Below are 18,501 nucleotides of genomic sequence, written 5' to 3'. Positions count from 1 at the left end.
ATTCAGTGACCTTTGCGAGCGGGCCGTTGAGCTGCCACCCGCGTCAGCACTGGGAGCTGAACGGCAGCGTTCTGGTGAGTGGCGAGGGTTAATCGCCTGCCCACAATTATCTGTCGCCCTGCCCTGTTTTCCCTCGCGAAGCCCATGCTATCTTGTGGTTTTGATTTTTTCAGTGGGCAAAATTGATGACAAAGTTGCGGGTAGGGATCGTGTTTGGCGGGAAATCGGCTGAGCATGAGGTGTCGTTACAGTCGGCCAAAAATATCCTTGAGGCGATCGACAAAACCAGGTTTGACGTGGTGCTGCTGGGCATTGATAAGCAGGGACACTGGCGTCTTAACGATGCTTCAAACTTCTTACTTAACGCTGAAAATCCGGCGCTGATCGCGCTGAATCACGCCGCTGAAGATGTGGCGCTGGTGCCCGGCACGACTCAGCAGCAGATTATCACCCGTCATAACGCCCATCCACTGTCGCAGATCGACGTTATTTTCCCTATCGTGCACGGTACGCTGGGTGAAGATGGCTCCCTGCAGGGCCTGTTGCGTATGGCCTCGTTACCTTTTATCGGTTCCGACGTGCTGGGCTCTGCGGTCAGCATGGATAAAGATTTTACCAAACGCCTGCTGCGCGACGCAGGCCTCAACGTCGCGCCGTGGGTGAGCGTCACCCAGGCCCAGCGTGCACAGCTGGACGCCAGCGCAGTCATTGCCCGCTTTGGCCTGCCGCTGTTTATCAAACCCGCCAACCAGGGTTCATCGGTGGGCGTCAGCAAAGTGGACAGCATTGAAGAGTTTGATGCCGCGCTGGCGCTGGCCTTCTCCTTTGACCGCAAGGTGCTGATTGAACAGGGTATCAAAGGTCGCGAGATCGAGTGTGCGGTGCTGGGCAACGATGCCCCTGAAGCCAGCCCCTGCGGTGAAGTGGTGGTGCATGACGCCTTCTACTCGTATGACACCAAATATATCTCTGAGAGCGGTGCGCAGACGGTGGTCCCGGCAGCCATTTCACCGGAAACCAGCGATGCGATACGTGAGGTTGCCATCAAAGCCTTTACCGCGCTGGAGTGCTTTGGCATGGCGCGCGTCGATGTGTTTTTAACTGCCGATGGCGAAATTATCGTCAACGAAGTGAATACCCTGCCCGGCTTCACCAATATCAGCATGTATCCGAAACTGTGGCAGGCAGCCGGACTCAGCTATCAGGATCTGATCAGTCGCCTGATCGACCTGGCAATTGAACGCCACCAGCAGGCCAGTACTCTGAAAAGCAGCGTCAGCTGACAGAACCCGGCGGCGTGGCGTTATGCCACGTCGCTGGTGATGGCACGGTAGTTAACCGGCGAGGTCTGATTGCGGCCATTGCGTTTCGACAGATAGAGATTTTTATCGGCTGCGGAGATCAGCCGGTTGATCACGCGGTGCCACTCCGTCGCCTCACCGGCACTGCCATGCGCCAGCCCCAGACTGACGGTTACCGTGGCCGTACTGCCCTGCAGCCAGAACTTCTCTTTAGCCATCTTCTGCCGGATGCTCTCAGCAAGAAAATAGAGCTTTTCCGGATTCTGGTCGAACAGCACCACCGCAAACTCTTCGCCGCCAAAACGGCAGATGCGCCCCTCTTTACCCACAACGCGCTGCATACGGCGGGCGATCTCTTCCAGCACGCTGTCACCCGCATCATGACCAAAATTGTCGTTAATCGCTTTAAAGTAGTCGACATCCAGCAGGATCACGCCCGCCCGGCGGTCCGGGAAGATCGGCTCAGCACGCAGACTTTCATAGAGGCCGGACCGCGACAGCAGCCGGGTCAGGAAGTCATAGTTGGCGCGCAACGCCAGACGCTGGTTGAGCTGGCGAATCGCATCCATGCTCACCGCCACAATCAGCGGGCTGATCGCAATGGTCGCCACGCCCAGCCGTGCCGAAGTCAGATGGGTGATCGGCAGCATATTGTCATCGCCCTGGATATTCATCACACCGTGCGAAACCAGAATGATTTCGCTAATGCCGGTGAGCAAAATCACCAGACTGGTGAGCGGCATCGGCAGCACGATGGCGCACCAGACCAGCGCCGGAACCGGGAACGTCAGGCTGCCTGCGCCGCCCATCATCGCGCCAATCATCAGCGAAAAAATCACGGCGACAACCGGTGCCAGCTTGCGCATCTGCATAAACTGCCGGGGCGACAGCGACGCCCAGTCGCGCGTCAGCAAAAAGGGCAGCAGCATCAGCCCGGTTGAGAACTGTTCGCTGAACCATTCGCCCCAGGCCGTCACCAGCCCGCTGTTAAAATCGGCCTGCTGCGCCAGCGCCCCCCAGCTGGCGCAGGCCAGTCCGGCCAGCAGACAGGCCGGAAAAATGCGCAGCACGCTGGTTATACGCTCGCTGCCGGAGTCGTGCTGAAGATGTTTTACCAGCAGCGTCACCGCCACCAGCACAAACAGAAGATTCGCCATGTTGAGGGTAAAAGCAGAGAGCGCCCAGCCTGAAAAAACGGTGTCGTTAAACACCATCGCAGCAAAGGTGGCCAGGTAATAGCGGGTCTGATGCAGAAAAGGATTCCGGACGATCACGCCAGTGACGATCGCATTGACCGGCCAGAACAGCGACAGCTCCTGTGGAAAGCGCAGGTGTCCGCCGATAAAGCAAAACAGCAACGTGATTAAAAACAGTGAAAATGCGTTCTTCTTAACGTTGTGCTCTTCAAACAGCTGTATGCGCATACATCCGGACCTTGTCACAGAGAGGCTGGCTGTCCACGCCAGCCTGGACAGGCGCGTGGTGTCAGAATGATTAAATCCTGAATATCCTCAATGTCATCCGGCGATAAAACCTCGTTTCATGGGCTAACTCAGAAAAGTTACCGTTTTGAGGCTAAACCCATCAGATGACAGCAAAAACTGGGGCTCTATTATGCATCGCAAATAAAAAAATCGGATATCCGAGATATCCGATTTTTGCTGTTCTGACGACTTTACCGTTGCGCTAAACGCTATTTTACGGCAACCGGCCACTGACTCAGGCGAATGCCGCGTTTGTCGGCGTTATCGCCAAAATCTTTCAGCACCGCTTTGACGTCGGGATCGATATACTCCGCATTGTCGTTATCGACGATGACTACGCTGTTCTCCGGGATCTCATCCAGCAATCCCTGCAGCTTTGGATTGTGCATAAAGGTCAGGTTCTGCTGAAAGCGCAGCACGTAGTGGTCGTCATAGCGGGTGAGCTGCAGCGCGTTGCGATGGCTCTTATAGATGCTATAGAGGATCTGCGTGGCGATGCCGATACCAATCCCGACCAGCATGCCCAGCGTGATAATACCGACGATGGTGGCCAGAAACGGCACGTACTGCTGGGCGCCCATCCGGAACTGCTCAATAAACAGTTTGGGTGTCGCCAGCTTGTAGCCGGTATAGAGCAGCACGGCAGCGAGGCTGGCCAGCGGAATGGCGTTCAGCATCTCACTGAACCACATACCGCAAATCAGCAGCAGCACACCGTGAATGAAGATCGACAGTTTGGTCTGCGCGCCCGCACTGACGTTAACCGAACTGCGCACGATCACCGCCGTTATCGGCATCGCGCCAAGAAAACCGGCTGCCAGGTTACCGATGCCCTGCGCGAACATCTCTTTGTTAGGCGATGGCGCGGGCGTCTGAGGACGCAGTTTTTTCAGCGCCTCCTGACTCAGCAGCGTTTCCAGACTGGCGACCAGGGCTAAGGTTACCGCAACAACCCAGACCTGCGGATTCTGCCAGGCCATCCAGTCGGGCGTTTCCAGCTCTGCTACCAGCGCGGAAATGCTGTCAAAAGCGGGCAACGAAATACGCGCCAGACCGCTGGTCATCTCCGGGAACAGCCGTCCACCCAAGACGGTAGCAAGGCAGCCTATCAGCACGGCAATCAGCGGCCCAGGGATCCAGGCCAGCGCTTTGATCCGCTTCACCGGTGCGGTAGTCCAGAGACATAAAATGGCCAGGCCGACACCCGCTACCGCTACCGCAGGCAGCGAGAAGGTCATCTCACCGGTCACCAGTGAAACCAGCTCCGCATCGCCCGCGGCTCCCAGCGCCACCGGGATCTGCTGCATGATCAGCAGCAAACCGATCGCCGCCAGCATCCCTTTGATGACGCTGCCCGGCACCAGCGAAATAAACCGTCCGGCACGCAGCAGGCCAAACAGACATTGCAGTGCTCCGGCGATAATCAGCGCGGTGAGAAAGGCGGAAAAACTGCCCAGAGACGCCATTGAGGCGACGACGATGGTGACAAGGCCTGCCGCCGGGCCGCTGACGGCAAACCGGGACGGACTCAGTGATGTGACCACCAGGCCGCCAATCACACCGGTCAGCAGACCGGCAAACGGCGGTAATCCGCTGGCCTGTGCGATGCCAAGACAGAGCGGTAAGGCGACCAGAAACACCACCAGACCCGCAGGAATATCACGACGCAGGGTATCGAGGTTCATAATGAAGGTTCCTCTGCAGATTGATGAATCAGCTCTTTAAGATGGCCGGAGCGCAGGTCATACACACAACCAAACACCTCCAGTTCCTGGCCCGATTGCCAGATTTGCCGGACCGGTTCAGATTTCACCAGTCTGGCGAATTGCGCCTTAACGTTGGCCTCAACCAGCCGATCGAGCTGTTCACCCGGCTCCGCGTCTGAAGGGGGGCTTTCCGCCAGGCCATGCTGAATATCATGACGCAACGTCTGAATGCGTCTCGCCAGCGCGCTCTCCTGCCCGTCCAGCACGCTGCCCGGCAGATTCTGCGCGGCTTCCACCCCACCGCAGCCATAGTGGCCGCTTAATACAATGCGTTTCACACCGAGAAAGAAGAGCGCGTATTGCAGCACGCTCAGTAAATTGTCATCGTCCTCAATCACCATGTTGGCGATATTACGATGCACAAAGAGTTCGCCAGGATGGGAGCCGGTTAAGACTTCTGCCGGAACGCGACTATCAGAACAACCTATCCAGAGTGAGTGCGGCTTTTGCTGATGAAGGAATTTTTTAAAGTAGTCTGGATTACGCTGGCGGCGCTGTAATGCCCAACTGCGATTTTTCGCTAATAAGGGTTTAAGTGTCGTCACAATCATCTTCTCTCTACTACCGGGATGTCGCATCCTGGCTAACCACAAAGTGTATCGGCTCACAAATAAAGCGTGAGCCGCCAGGTAAATAAGAACTAAGTCACAGAAAAAGGTTATAGCCGCTAACCATTGCCAATGCACGAGCAATATTTCACAGCACTTTAACATCATGCTATTTGTCAATCCGGCGTCAGTAAGAGTCAGGGTTAAGTAAATTTAATTAAGCAGAAGAGAAGTGGGATAATTAGCGTTTATAAATTTAAAATCAACAATATCAATAAATTAAAATATAAAATATAATAAACTAAAGTTACTGCTGACAAAAAAATACAATCATTAACCAAGGGGATATTCACTGCCATACCAACCGGCCTGCTTTTTACCAGGAATACTCTTAATTAAAAAATTAACCATTAGCACGATCAACCGGCTTAATTGCTGATAGCCAGTCAGATATGCCTGATTTTAGATAAGAATGAAGCAAGAGATAATTAATTTAATTTGCAGCAAAATAGTGACGGGAGAAAGTAAATCAGGACCATGTTTTAACAGAGCCTGACACGGTCAGGCTCTTTTTCTTGACGAATTATTTACCGTTCCAGCTTTGCAGCCGCGATTCCCGCACTGACAGCTGCTGTTCCGGTGTCAGTTTATTGTAGTTTTCCGCCATTCCGCTCTCCCAGTCGCCGTAGAGCGGATTCGGCAGCACGATGAACTGCGTTCCAAACTGCTGATGGTTAAGATTCACAAAATCACGACGCGTCTGATTACCCTGATGCCAGGTCGCGCCACCAAAATCGTTGAGGTTATCGCCAACGTAGAGCACCACGTTATAGCCGGCATTTTTAATGGCATCGAAACGCGCCTGCTTATTGGAGCTGTCAGTATTCAGACGTACCGTTTTATCGCTGACGTTGGGGAAGCCGAGCTGCTGCATGTTAGCGACCGTGGCCGCGTAATCTTTCTGATCGCGGTTCGACACATAGAACAGCGTGCCGCCATTCTGTGTGACATGACGCGCAAACTCTATCGCGCCCGGCACCGCTTTCGCCTGCCGCGCCTGTGTCCAGGCTGACCAGGTTTTGCTGCTGAACGGCTGGCCGTTCTTCGCCTGCCACGCGCTGTAGGCACTGTTATCCAGCATCGTCTCATCCAGATCGACAATCACCGCTTTGGGTTTGCCAGTCAGCGAGGGGGCCTGATCAAACGCCATACGCGCGGTATTAAATGCCTGCCAGGTCAGCGCCTGATATTCACCAGACTGCTGGAACCAGTTTACCGCCAGCACCGATTGCTGGCCGAGTTGCTGTTGCGCGGTCTGATGTGTCGACGAGGCGCAGCCGGTAAGCAGCAGCGCGACCAGTCCGGATGCAGCCAGTTTTGCGGAGGTTTTCATCATTTCATCCTTAAGGTGAGAAAGGTCTGAGGAGAAGCTTCAAAAATGTAGCAGTTAACGTAAGCTGTGGGCAGCCCAACGCACGCTGTTATAACAGGAGATTCCTATGGCCGTGATCCCGCGCTCGCCATTGCTCGATTCGCTGGAGTGGCTCGAATATGCGTTTCAGCCAGCCGGTGAGCCCCCACCCGCTGATGCAGCCTATGGACATCAGCGCCACAGCGCGACCGTGGTCACCGATATCGAGAACATCCCACCCAAAAGCTGCGAGTCTGATGGCGTGATTAGCAGCGGGACGCGCCCGGTGGCGGTCTACACCGCCGACTGCCTGCCAGTGCTGTTCGCCGATCGCCAGCAGCGGATCGTGGCCGCGGTTCATGCCGGACTCAAAGGTACGCTGGCGGGTGTGCTGACCCGCGCGGTTGAAAAACTGTGCGAGCAGGGCTGTGAGCCGCAGAACCTGATGGTGGCGATCGGTCCGGCGATGGGCCCCTGCTGTTATGAACTGGCCGAACCGCAGCTGGCGGAGATTGCGCAGAACCCGGCATTGGCCAGCGGGCTGCGCTGGCACCAGAACCAGCCGGTTAATCCTCTGGCGCAACGTCCACAGGCCGCTGCCCGCCAGCAGGGTGTCTGGTTCGATCTGCCTGCGCTGGCAACGCATTTACTGGTGCAGGCGGGTGTGCCGGCTGCGCAGATCGATAACGTCAATGTCTGCACCTACTGCATGGCCGAAAGCGGTTCAAGCTACCGCTTCAATACCCACCACGGCAGCGGCTATCACTCCCGCTATTCGTGGATCCGTCGACGTTAATGGGTTTTCTGGCACCGCGCTGACAGCATGTAGCGGAACCTGAACAGCGACGGGCGCTGACGCCTGTCGCAAAGCTACGCGGGCCACGGATGGCGGTCTTAACTTCTTTGCGCAAGGCACGGGCTAGCTCCGCCCACTCTTTGTTACTCACCTCACTCCCCTGCCGTTGTTTATGATTTCACTCACACCCTGACATTCTTTCACTTTTTTTTAACGCAGAAGTGGCTAGAGTGAACTCATCCGACCACTTTACCGTGAGTGACTATCATGTCCGTCAATCCTGACTATCCTGCGCTGTTTACGCCGCTGGACCTTGGCTTTACCCGACTGAAAAACCGCTTTCTGATGGGGTCAATGCACACCGGACTGGAAGAGCACCCGGATGGTGCAGCCCGGCTGGCGGCTTTCTATGGCGAGCGGGCGCGTGAAGGTGTCGCGCTGATCGTCACCGGCGGCATCGCCCCCAATGCCCAGGGTGTCACCACCGCGCATGGCGCGATGCTCACCGACGAGACGCAATGTGACTGGCACCGGCAGATCACGGAGGCAGTACATCAGCATCAGGGCAAAATCGCCCTGCAGATCCTGCATACCGGTCGTTACAGCTATCAGCCCGATCTGGTTGCGCCCTCAGCACGCCAGGCGCCGATTAATCCGTTTACGCCACAGGCGATGAGCGAGGCGGCGATTGAACAGACCATTGAGGACTTTGCCCGCTGCGCCCGACTGGCACAGCAGGCGGGCTACGATGGCGTGGAGATCATGGGTTCCGAAGGCTACCTGATTAATCAGTTTCTGGTGAAGCACACCAATCAGCGCACCGACCGCTGGGGCGGCGACTTCCGGCAGCGGATGCAGTTCGCGCTGGCGATTACCCGCGCCGTTCGCGCCGCGACCGGTGACGCCTTTATCATCATCTTCCGGTTGTCGATGCTCGACCTGATCGAAGAGGGCAGCACGCTGGAGGAGACGCTGTTGCTGGCGGGCGAACTGGAGCAGTGCGGCGTCACGCTGTTTAATACCGGTATTGGCTGGCATGAGGCGCGCATCCCGACCATCGCCACCTGCGTGCCGCGTGCGGCCTTTGCGTGGGTGACGCAGCGCCTGCGTGAACAGGTGAAGGTGCCGGTCATCGCTACCAATCGCATCAACCATCCCGCTGTTGCCGAGCAGCTGTTGCAGTCCGGCTGCGCCGATATGGTGTCGATGGCGCGCCCTTTTCTCGCCGATCCCGCCTTTGTCACTAAAGCACAGCGCGGTGAACCGGACAGCATCAACACCTGCATTGCCTGTAATCAGGCCTGCCTCGATCAGGTGTTCGCCGGTAAAATCACCTCCTGCCTGGTCAATCCGCGCGCCTGCCATGAGTCGCTGATGCCGGTCATCGCCAGCACCGCCCCGCGCAGGCTGGCCGTAGTGGGTGCCGGTCCGGCCGGAATGGCGTTTGCGCTGCAGGCGGCGCAGCGCGGTCATCAGGTAACACTCTATGAGGCCGCGCCGGAGATAGGCGGCCAGTTCAATATTGCCCGGCTGATCCCTGGCAAATCGGAGTTCAGCGAAACGCTGCGCTATTTCCGGCATGAGCTGGCAGCCGCAGGCGTGACGGTTCAGACGGGCTGGCGGGTGACGGCGGATCAGCTGAGTGACGCCGATGAAGTGGTGCTGGCGACCGGCATTCAGCCGCGTACGCCCGATATTCCGGGCATCGACCACCCCAGCGTGCTGAGCTATCTGGAGGTGCTGCGCGATAAGCGCCCGGTGGGGAAACGGGTGGCGATTATCGGCGCAGGCGGTATTGGCTTTGATGTGGCGGAGTATCTGTCACAGCCATCCCATGACGAAGATCTGGCGGCGTTTTATGCCGAATGGGGCATCGACCACAGCCTGACGCAGCGTGGCGGCGTGATGAAACCCGAGCCGCCTGCTGCGTTACGGCAAATCTGGCTGCTGCAACGCCGATCGGGAAAACCGGGTGCCGGGCTGGCAAAAACCACCGGCTGGATCCATCGCGCCAGTCTGCAGGCGCAGGGCGTTGAGATGTGGGGCGGCGTTGAGTATCTGGCGATTGATGACAGAGGCCTGCATCTGCGGCGCAACGGCGAAACGCTGTTGCTGGAGGTCGATAACGTGATTATCTGTGCCGGACAGGAGCCGCAGCGCGAACTGGAAGACGCGCTGCGTGCAAAAGGACAGAGGGTGACAGTCATCGGCGGTGCGGATGTGGCGCAGGAGCTGGATGCGCGCCGTGCGATTGCGCAGGCGACGCAGCTGGCATTAACCGTCTGACTAGCGCATTTTCACCGCGCGCAGCACCACGAACTTCTGGTTAGAGGCGATCAGCGTACAGTTACCAAACAGCTTCTTCAGCTTGGGGTGATAATCGAGGTGGCGGTTGCCGACAATGCGCAACTCGCCGCCATACTGAAGGCAGCGTTTGGCATCGCGGAACATCTGCCATGCCAGGTGATCGGTCACCGCGTGCTGCTGGTGGAACGGCGGGTTGCACAGCACCGCGTGCAGCCGATCTGACGGATAGCCGCTCAGCACGTTGTTCACCAGGAACTGACAGCGTGACAGATCCTCAGGACGGTTCACTTCCACGTTAAGCTGACTGGAGGCGACCGCCATGTAAGACTCATCAAGGAAATGCACCTCGGCCTGCGGGTTCTGCTCCAGCGCCACCAGTCCCACCACGCCGTTACCACAGCCGAGATCGACAATCTCGCCCTCAATGTTTTCCGGCAGATGCTGCACAAAGAGCCGTGCGCCGATATCCAGCGAAGCGCGCGAGAAGACGTTGGCGTAGTTGTGAATCTGATACGGGGTACCATCCAGCGGCCAGACCAGCGTCGGCGTGGCCTCACGCAGTTCAGGCTTGCTGAACTGGCTGTAGATCAGACGCGCTTTTTTCCACGCCAGTGAGGTTTTGGTTTCACCAATGATCTGTTCGAACAGCTGCAGCGTAGAGTTATGGATCTCTTTGGCGCGCGCCGCCGCCAGAATCACCGTATCAGGCGTGACGACTTCGCGAATGGCGCGCAGCTGGTGCTCCAGCAGCGCCAGGGTTTTAGGCACCTTGATCAGCACAGCCGCAGGTGAAGCAGGCAGTTCAGCCAGGCTATCAACAAAGTGAACGTCGCTGTCATCCAGCCCATTAAAGGTCAGGTTCTGACGGGCGGCCTGCTGGCTCAGCCAGGAGTCGCTGACGTGCCAGACGGTACGCGAATTCAGGGCGCAGGTTAAGGCCCCGAAACTGTCGTTGAAGACCAGCACCGGCCCCTCTGGCAGCGCCTGCTGTAACAGATATTCATCAGCCGCATCCCAGGCTTGTAATGGACTTTCGTCACGCATCTGCGGGAAGCGATGCAGGATCAGTGTGCGATCGTTCAGTTCAAGTTGGCTCATGAATTCTCCGGCGTGGTACACTTTGGTTGATTTTCGCCCCAAAATCGGGGGCGCAGTATACTGTCTTTCGCCTGGAATCCCTAATGTCCTCACTGATCTACCTTCAGGGTTATCCTGCCCCCCTTCTTGAGCAGGTTCAGTCATTGATCGCCCATCAGCGCTTAGGTGCGTTCCTGCAGGAACGTTATCCCGACACCCACGACGTGATGAGTGATAAAGCGCTGTATGACTACACGCAGGCGCTGAAAAATCGCTATATGCGCAATGCGCCGCCGATCAGCAAAGTGATGTGGGATAACAAGATTAAGGTGATGAAGCATGCACTCGGGCTGCACACTGCCATCTCGCGGATTCAGGGCGGTAAGCTTAAGGCGAAAGCGGAAATCCGTATCTCGACCTTTTTCCGCCTCGCGCCAGAGCCGTTTCTGCGGATGATCGTGGTGCATGAGCTGGCACACCTTAAAGAGAAAGATCACGATAAGGCGTTCTACCAGCTCTGCTGCCATATGGAGCCGGATTATCACCAGCTCGAATTTGATGCGCGACTGTGGATGACGGACCAGGCGATGCGCGGCAACGCGGCTTAAAGAAACTCCTGCGCTTTCTGAATCAGGCTGGTTTTGGTCAGCGCCCCCAGAAAGCGCCGTTCTTGCGGATTGTTGAGCACAGGCAACCGCTCCAGCGTCACCGCCGCAAAGGCTTCCCATCCCTCACGCATACTCTGATTCTGATACACCACGGGGAAATCCTGATCCATCACGCACTGCACCGGTGAGTCGAGGGTGATCTCCTGGGCCAGCACCCGGCGCGAAATTTCATGAATCGAGACCACACCGAGGAAAGCGCCCGCGGCGTTGATCACATAAACATAGCGTTCGCGCTTCAGGGAGCTGACCGCCAGCGCCTGCCCCACCGACTCCTCCGGCTGCAACGCCGCACCCGCAATAATCAGCTCGGCAATGCGCATGTTATCGAAATCATATTTCGCTTCTGAACGGCTGAAGTGATGACTCACGACCGGATAAGTACTGGCGGATTGCAGGCGATAGACCACCATCGACGCCAGCACCGTGGCGATCATCAGCGGAAACAGCAGGCTGCTGTTGAGCGTCATCTCCAGCACCATCAGCATCGCCATCAATGGCGCCTGACTGACCGCCGCCAGCACCGCCGCCATACCAATCGCGGCATAGAGCAGCACATTGCCGAGCGGCAGATGCAACGCCGCCCCCATCGTCGCGATGATCACCCCCAGCAGCGCGCCAATCAGCAGCGAAGGGGTAAAGAGTCCGCCGACGGCGTTCGACCCTACCGACAGGCTGGTAGCGAGGGTTTTCAGCACCAGCAACAGCAGCAGACCCGGCAGCAGGTAGTGCCCGGCCATCACTTTGACGATCACCTCGTAGCCGTTGCCGAGGATATCAGTGGAGATCAGCGCCAGTAAGCCGACCGCAAAGCCGCCCGCTCCGAGGCGCAGCGGCAGGGAGGCGACCCGGCTGAACAGCACTTTGCTGCGGGCGATGCATTTAATCACGATCCAGCCCGCCAGACCGGCGCACAGACCAATCACCACCGTCATCAGCAGGCTGCTGAGATCCATGGCGAAGTTCGCGTCTGCCAGCGGATAGAGCGCGCTGCGAAAACCCAGCGTCCACATGGTCATCACCGCCGTGGCGGCAGCGATGATCAGGGGGATCAGCCGCTGCAACGCAGAAATGCCGAAGGCGATTTCCGCCACAAAAATCGCCGACGCCAGCGGCGCATGGTAAACCGACGCGAGGCCCGCCGCCGCCGCCATCGCCACCACGTCACTGTTTTTCAGGTTAAGTGAGGCCGGTAACAGGCGACCAATCGCACTGCCGCATAGTGCCGAGAGCTGCACCATCGGCCCCTCTTTACCTATCGACGCGCCGCTGCCGATACTGGCAATCGACGATAAGGCACGGAACAGTGAGGTCCGGGTCGGCACCGCATCGAGCCGGGCGTTGATCACTTCAAGGTAATCCGTTTTCACCGTCTGCTGCTGCTCAATGGCAACGGCATAACGCAGAAAATAGCCCGCCAGAACGCCGCCCGCCCCCACCAGCAGCGGCCAGAAGATCCACGGCCAGAGATGCAGGGATTCGGTTATTTCGCCACTGCGGGCAAACAGCAGATGGTTGATCAGTTCAATCACGCCGCGGAAAGCCAGCGTCACCAGCGACGCCGCACACCCGACCGGAATGGCGATCAGAAGTGTGGTCCAGTTTAATGCGTGCTTACTTGCTTTCACCTGCGCTCCCTGGTTGGTACATAAACATCATCGCTTCCGCATATTATTGGAATGCGGATCGCAGGATCAATCCCTGCCCGCCCGGCACCATTGCACAGCGTGGGTGAGATGTTACTCTGCCGCTTTACAGCTGCCGGAGAGATGACGTGATTCGTTTTGCCATTGTGGGAACAAACTGGATTACACGCCAGTTTATTGATGCCGCTCATGAAACCGGAGCGATGAAGCTCTGTGCGGTCTATTCACGCAGTCAGCAGCAGGCTGAGGCCTTTATCGCCGATTATCCCTGCAAACAGACCTTTACCTCACTGGAAACGCTGGCCGCCAGCCCGGAGATCGATGCGGTCTATCTGGCCAGCCCCAACGCACTGCACTGTCAGCAGGCGCTGCTGTTTATGTCGCACGGCAAGCATGTGATTTGCGAAAAACCGCTGGCCTCTAATCTGGCAGAAGTGGAACAAATGATCGCCTGCGCCCGTGAGCATCAGGTGGTGCTGTTTGAGGCGTTTAAAACTGCCAGCCTGCCTAATTTCCTGCGGCTGCAGCAGGCACTGCCTGACGTGGGTAAACTGCGAAAAGCGCTGCTGAATTACTGCCAGTACTCCTCACGCTACCCGCGCTATCTCAACGGTGAGAACCCCAATACCTTTGATCCGCGCTGGTCGAATGGCTCAATTATGGATATCGGTTATTACTGCCTGGCCTCGGCAGTGACGCTGTGGGGCGAGCCAGATCGCGTGCAGGCCAGGGCGACTTTGCTTGCGAGCGGCGTGGACGCGCACGGCGTGGTGGTGCTGAGTTACGGTGATTTCGATGTGACGATTCTGCATTCGAAGGTGAGTGATTCCAGCCTCCCCAGCGAGATTCAGGGTGAAGCGGGCGCGCTGGTGATAGAGAAGTTATCGGAGTGCCAGCAGCTGACTTTTGTGCCGCGGGGCGCGGAAAAGCAGACGCTGAGCCAGCCGCAGCATATCAACACCATGCTGTATGAAGCCGCCGCTTTTGCCCGGCTGGTTGAGCAGCGCCAGGTGGACCACCCTTCGCTTGAGGTTTCGCGGATTACTGCATCGCTGCTGACTGAGATACGCCGCCAGACCGGCGTGATCTTCCCGGCCGACCAGGCTGCTGTGTAAATATTTCTAAATATGTCTGAGAGGTGTTGCTTCCTGTGCGGCTAAACCGTAACTTACCCTCCTGCAAAGGGGAGTAACTTGTAAGCTGATTGATCGTCATTACGATGCGAAAGCATCCGGTCATCAGGCAACCCGGAATCAATTTCTGTGTTGTAAGTGAGACCTTGCCGGAAGGCGAGGTTTGCTTACACAAAAATAAGCGGCTGACGTCTTCTGACTTCAGCCGTTTTTTTTTATTTTTCGGACAGGATACGAATATGCAAACTGTGGGTACGCCTTTACTGTGGGGCAGCTTTGCGGTTGTGGTGCTTATCATGCTGGCTATCGACCTGCTGTTGCAGGGACGCCGTGGCGCGCAGACCATGTCTTTCAAACAGGCGGCCGTCTGGTCGCTGATCTGGGTTTCAGTCTCACTGCTGTTCAGCGCCGCCTTCTGGTGGTATCTGGAGGGCAGCGCGGGACGTGAAGTCGCTAACACGCAGACGCTCGCCTTCCTGACCGGTTACGTGCTGGAAAAAGCGCTGGCGGTGGATAACGTTTTCGTCTGGCTGATGCTGTTCAGTTACTTCTCTATTCCGGCCAATCTGCAGCGCCGGGTGCTGATCTATGGGGTATTAGGCGCTATCGTGCTGCGTACCATCATGATCTTCGCCGGTAGCTGGCTGGTCACGCAGTTCAGCTGGATCCTCTATGTGTTCGGTGCCTTCCTGCTGTTCACCGGTGTGAAAATGGCGCTGGCGAAAGAGGATGACAGCGCGGTGGGCGAAAAACCTGTGGTGCGCTGGCTGCGTAAGCATCTGCGCATGACTGACGATCTCGACGGCGAGAAGTTCTTCACCCGCAAAAACGGCGTGCTGTTTGCGACGCCACTGCTGCTGGTGCTGATCATGGTGGAAATCAGCGACGTGATCTTTGCGGTCGACAGTATCCCGGCGATCTTCGCCGTGACCACTGACCCGTTTATCGTACTGACCTCAAACCTGTTCGCTATCCTGGGTTTGCGTGCCATGTACTTCCTGCTGGCAAACGTGGCGGAACGGTTCTCGATGCTGAAGTATGGCCTGGCGATTGTGCTGGTGTTCATCGGCTTTAAGATGCTGATTGTCGACCTCTACCATATCCCGGTCGGTATCTCGCTGGGTGTGGTCGGTGCCATTCTGGCATCAACCCTGCTGATTAATGCCTGGGTTAACCGCAAAAGAGACCAGAAAAAGCTCGCACCATAATTACCTGCAGGGGCAGCCGATGCCCCTGTTTTATTTTGTGGCAGCCTGTCACGCCATTTCATCCCTCTGTCACACTTCCACTATCCAGCATAATAAAAATCTGACCTGCTCCACAGTGACAGAACTTTCTCTTTTCTCGTCCGATCTTTTCCTTATACTCCGCCGGGCAAACCGTTTTAGCCGATGCAAAACATCGCGTCTGAAACTACATCCGCGACAAAATATAGAAAATATTATGCAGAAAACTCTCTCCGCACGTCTGGGCACGCTGCTCGCCGGAAGCCTGGTGAAGCAAATCATGATTGGGCTGATCGCCGGTGTGGCGCTCGCCTGGATTTCACACGATGCCGCTATCGCGGTCGGTCTGCTGGGTGAACTGTTTGTCAGTGCGCTGAAAGCAGTCGCGCCATTGCTGGTACTGATGCTGGTGATCGCCTCGATTGCCAACCACCAGCAGGGCCAGAAGAGCAATATCCGGCCGATTATTATGCTTTATCTGCTGAGCACCTTTTTCGCGGCGGTGGTCGCGGTGGTCTTCAGCCATCTGATCCCGCAGACGCTGACCCTGGCGGTGGGCACCACGGAAATCGTTCCGCCTTCCGGCATTACCGAAGTGCTACGCGGACTGCTGATGAGCATGGTGTCGAATCCAATCACGGCCCTGATGAACGCCAACTACATCGGCATTCTGGTGTGGGCCATTGGTCTCGGGCTGGCTTTCCGTCACAGCAGTGACACTACCCGCGCCTTTCTCAATGATGCCTCTCATGCGGTGACGTGGCTGGTACGCTGCGTGATTCGCTGCGCGCCGATTGGTATTTTCGGTCTGGTGGCCTCGATCCTCGCGTCTACCGGCTTTGGCGCGCTGTGGCAATATGCGCATCTGCTGGCGCTACTGATCGGCTGTATGCTGCTGATGGCGCTGGTGGTGAACCCGCTGCTGGTGTTCTATAAAATCCGTCGCAACCCCTATCCACTGGTCTTCACCTGCCTGCGCGAAAGCGGCGTGACCGCCTTCTTTACCCGCAGTTCTGCCGCCAACATTCCGGTGAATATGGCGCTGGCGAAACGTCTGGATCTGGATGAGGATACCTATTCGGTGTCGATTCCGCTGGGCGCAACTATCAGTATGGCGGGGGCGTCGATTACCATTACCGTGCTGACGCTGGCGGCGGTGCATACGCTGGGGATCAGCATTGATGTGCCGACGGCGATTCTGCTGAGTCTGGTGGCGTCACTCTGTGCCTGTGGTGCATCTGGCGTGGCGGGCGGTTCGCTGCTGCTGATCCCGGTGGCCTGTAACATGTTCGGCATTCCGAATGATCTGGCAATGCAGGTGGTGGCGGTCGGCTTTATTATCGGCGTCCTGCAGGATTCGGCGGAAACCGCGCTGAACTCCTCAACCGATATTCTGTTTACCGCCGCCGTCTGTCAGGCTGAAGCGGAGCGCGAAACCAGTCGGGCTTAACCTTTCAGATAGCTCAAAAGCTCAAAGAGTGGGTGGCAGAGTCCGAAGAGCAAAGCGTCCCGCGCCAGGGAAGGCGCGGGCCGAGCGAGCAGGGATGCTTTAAGCGACTTTGCGATCGGACTCTGCCACCCACGAAGGGCACAGGATTAACCGACGGTAATAACAACATCAGGATCGCCATTGTTTGCCTGACAAACTATAGCGTTACACCGCTTTTGAAAATCGCCAGCTCGCGGAAATCGTTCTTCTCGTTGTTGGTCGGCTGACCGCTGGCAATCGCCACAATGCTGTCGACAAAGTCTTCCAGCATCGCATCCATACTCATTCCCTCGATCAACCGTCCGGCATTAAAGTCGATCCAGTGCGGTTTCTTCTCCGCCAGCGGCGTATTGGTGGCCAGCTTCACCGTCGGCACAAAACCGCCATAAGGTGTGCCGCGTCCGGTACTGAACAGCACCATGTGGCAACCGGCACCTGCCAGCGCACTGGTGGCGACCGCATCATTGCCCGGCGCACTCAGCAGATTCAGCCCCGGCGTTTTTAACCGTTCGCCATACTTCAGCACATCGACCACCTGGCTCTGCCCCGCTTTCTGAGTACAGCCTAGCGACTTCTCCTCCAGCGTGGTGATACCGCCCGCTTTGTTGCCTGGTGACGGGTTTTCGTAGATCGGCTGCTGGTGATCGATAAAATACTGTTTGAAATCGTTGATCATCGCCACCGTTTTGCTGAAGGTCTCCTCGTCGCGACAGCGACTCATCAGAATCCGCTCTGCGCCAAACATTTCCGGCACTTCGGTCAGTACGGTCGTGCCGCCATTGGCGATCATCTGGTCCGAGAAACGTCCCAGCAACGGATTGGCGGTGATGCCAGACAAACCATCCGAACCGCCGCACTCCAGACCAAACTTCAGCTCGCTGAGTTTGCCCGGCTCGCGCTGGTCGTGACGCATTTTTTCATACAATGCGTGCAGCCGCTCCAGCCCGGCTTCCACCTCATCGTCATGCTGCTGGCACACCATAAACTCGACCCGGTCGCTTTCAAACGCGCCGAGGGTGTCACGGAAGGCATCAACCTGATTGTTTTCGCAGCCGAGACCAATCACCAGCACCGCGCCAGCATTAGGATGGCGCACCATGTTCTGCAGCATGGTGCGGGTGTTTTCGTGATCCTGCCCCAGCTGCGAACAACCGAAGGTATGGCTGAACAGGAACGCGCCATCGATATCTTCTGCCTCCTGCGTCTCTTTCAGGAAACGCTGCAGGATCTGACGCGCAATGCCGTTGACGCAGCCGACGGTCGGCAGGATCCACAGCTCATTGCGGATGCCGACCTCGCCGTTAGCACGACGATAGATCTGCACCTCACGGTCACCCGGCTGCGGCGGCAGCGTCACAAACTCGGGCTGATACGCATATTGATCCAGATCGCTGAGATTGGTGCGGGCGTTCTGCGAATGGATTAACTCACCGGCGGCCACAGGCTGCGTGGCATGGGCAATCGGCAGCCCATATTTGATCACCAGCTCATCCTGCGCGATAGGCTGCAGGGCAAATTTATGCCCGCGTCCGACCGCCTGTTGCACCGCCACACGCAGTGGCGGCAGCTCTATCATGGCGCCCGCGTCTAAATCACGTAACGCCACGGCGACATTGTCGCGGGGATCAATTTTAATTGCGTCTTGCATAGCG

Annotated in this window: 14 protein-coding genes; 7 read left to right on the top strand and 7 right to left on the bottom strand. The window is 57.2% G+C overall.

Features of this window, described 5'->3' with window-relative positions; translation table 11 throughout:
• Nucleotides 1-185: 185 nt before the first annotated feature.
• On the top strand, nucleotides 186-1,283 hold the full coding sequence (ddlA, locus tag ACK13D_RS08090) for a D-alanine--D-alanine ligase (protein ID WP_418796101.1): 1,098 nt from the start codon (nucleotides 186-188) through the stop codon (nucleotides 1,281-1,283).
• A gap of 20 nt (nucleotides 1,284-1,303) precedes the next feature.
• Here ddlA and ACK13D_RS08085 read toward each other — a convergent pair whose 3' ends face one another.
• The 4 genes from ACK13D_RS08085 to ACK13D_RS08070 all read right to left on the bottom strand — a co-directional run bounded on the left by ACK13D_RS08085 (nucleotide 1,304) and on the right by ACK13D_RS08070 (nucleotide 6,492).
• Nucleotides 1,304-2,725: a GGDEF domain-containing protein gene (locus ACK13D_RS08085; protein ID WP_060681123.1), complete on the bottom strand. Its 1,422-nt coding sequence runs from the start codon at nucleotides 2,723-2,725 to the stop codon at nucleotides 1,304-1,306.
• A gap of 269 nt (nucleotides 2,726-2,994) precedes the next feature.
• A complete protein-coding gene (locus tag ACK13D_RS08080) occupies nucleotides 2,995-4,470 on the bottom strand; it encodes a SulP family inorganic anion transporter (RefSeq protein ID WP_052271971.1) in 1,476 nt (491 codons plus the stop codon).
• Nucleotides 4,467-5,102 carry a carbonic anhydrase gene (locus ACK13D_RS08075; RefSeq protein WP_029519418.1) on the bottom strand — a complete coding sequence of 212 codons (636 nt, stop codon included), beginning with the start codon at nucleotides 5,100-5,102 and terminating at the stop codon, nucleotides 4,467-4,469. Before ACK13D_RS08075 ends, ACK13D_RS08080 begins: the two co-directional genes overlap by 4 nt.
• Nucleotides 5,103-5,682: 580 nt before the next feature.
• Nucleotides 5,683-6,492, bottom strand: a complete 810-nt coding sequence (locus ACK13D_RS08070) for a 5'-nucleotidase, lipoprotein e(P4) family (RefSeq protein ID WP_010699771.1) — start codon at nucleotides 6,490-6,492, stop codon at nucleotides 5,683-5,685.
• A gap of 106 nt (nucleotides 6,493-6,598) precedes the next feature.
• Here ACK13D_RS08070 and ACK13D_RS08065 point away from each other — a divergent pair, with 106 nt between their 5' ends.
• Together ACK13D_RS08065 and ACK13D_RS08060 are read left to right on the top strand one after the other, a co-directional pair.
• A complete protein-coding gene (locus tag ACK13D_RS08065) occupies nucleotides 6,599-7,306 on the top strand; it encodes a polyphenol oxidase family protein (protein ID WP_187495875.1) in 708 nt (235 codons plus the stop codon).
• Between the two features lie 267 nt (nucleotides 7,307-7,573).
• The gene (locus ACK13D_RS08060) at nucleotides 7,574-9,592 is read left to right on the top strand and encodes an oxidoreductase (protein WP_418796099.1); all 2,019 of its coding nucleotides are present in this window, start codon (nucleotides 7,574-7,576) and stop codon (nucleotides 9,590-9,592) included.
• Here the strand turns inward: ACK13D_RS08060 and rlmG are convergent, their stop codons facing one another.
• On the bottom strand, nucleotides 9,593-10,711 hold the full coding sequence (rlmG, locus tag ACK13D_RS08055; protein ID WP_418796098.1) for a 23S rRNA (guanine(1835)-N(2))-methyltransferase RlmG: 1,119 nt from the start codon (nucleotides 10,709-10,711) through the stop codon (nucleotides 9,593-9,595).
• Nucleotides 10,712-10,794: 83 nt separating this feature from the next.
• Between rlmG and ACK13D_RS08050 the strand changes: the two genes are divergently transcribed.
• Nucleotides 10,795-11,298, top strand: coding sequence for a M48 metallopeptidase family protein (locus ACK13D_RS08050; RefSeq protein ID WP_010256568.1), 504 nt, complete (start codon nucleotides 10,795-10,797; stop codon nucleotides 11,296-11,298).
• Here ACK13D_RS08050 and ACK13D_RS08045 read toward each other — a convergent pair.
• Nucleotides 11,295-12,983, bottom strand: a complete 1,689-nt coding sequence (locus tag ACK13D_RS08045) for a chloride channel protein (RefSeq protein WP_122889570.1) — start codon at nucleotides 12,981-12,983, stop codon at nucleotides 11,295-11,297. The genes ACK13D_RS08050 and ACK13D_RS08045 overlap by 4 nt on opposite strands.
• 146 nt (nucleotides 12,984-13,129) lie before the next feature.
• Here ACK13D_RS08045 and ACK13D_RS08040 point away from each other — a divergent pair, with 146 nt between their 5' ends.
• The 3 genes from ACK13D_RS08040 to sstT all read left to right on the top strand — a co-directional run bounded on the left by ACK13D_RS08040 (nucleotide 13,130) and on the right by sstT (nucleotide 16,810).
• On the top strand, nucleotides 13,130-14,116 hold the full coding sequence (locus ACK13D_RS08040) for a Gfo/Idh/MocA family protein (RefSeq protein WP_418796096.1): 987 nt from the start codon (nucleotides 13,130-13,132) through the stop codon (nucleotides 14,114-14,116).
• Nucleotides 14,117-14,373: 257 nt separating this feature from the next.
• Complete coding sequence (locus tag ACK13D_RS08035; RefSeq protein WP_010699777.1) at nucleotides 14,374-15,342, top strand: TerC family protein; 969 nt, start codon at nucleotides 14,374-14,376, stop codon at nucleotides 15,340-15,342.
• A 235-nt stretch (nucleotides 15,343-15,577) separates the two neighbouring features.
• On the top strand, nucleotides 15,578-16,810 hold the full coding sequence (gene sstT, locus ACK13D_RS08030; RefSeq protein WP_187505854.1) for a serine/threonine transporter SstT: 1,233 nt from the start codon (nucleotides 15,578-15,580) through the stop codon (nucleotides 16,808-16,810).
• 196 nt (nucleotides 16,811-17,006) lie between these two features.
• On the opposite strand, the gene ACK13D_RS08025 is transcribed toward sstT, so the two are convergent.
• Nucleotides 17,007-18,497: a UxaA family hydrolase gene (locus tag ACK13D_RS08025; RefSeq protein ID WP_033780651.1), complete on the bottom strand. Its 1,491-nt coding sequence runs from the start codon at nucleotides 18,495-18,497 to the stop codon at nucleotides 17,007-17,009.
• Between the last annotated feature and the right edge of the window lie 4 nt (nucleotides 18,498-18,501).

The organism is Pantoea sp. K16 (assembly GCF_048452805.1).
GTDB lineage: Bacteria > Pseudomonadota > Gammaproteobacteria > Enterobacterales > Enterobacteriaceae > Pantoea > Pantoea agglomerans.
Note: the sequence above shows the minus strand (reverse complement) of the source record. Positions and strands in the feature narration are given on the sequence as shown.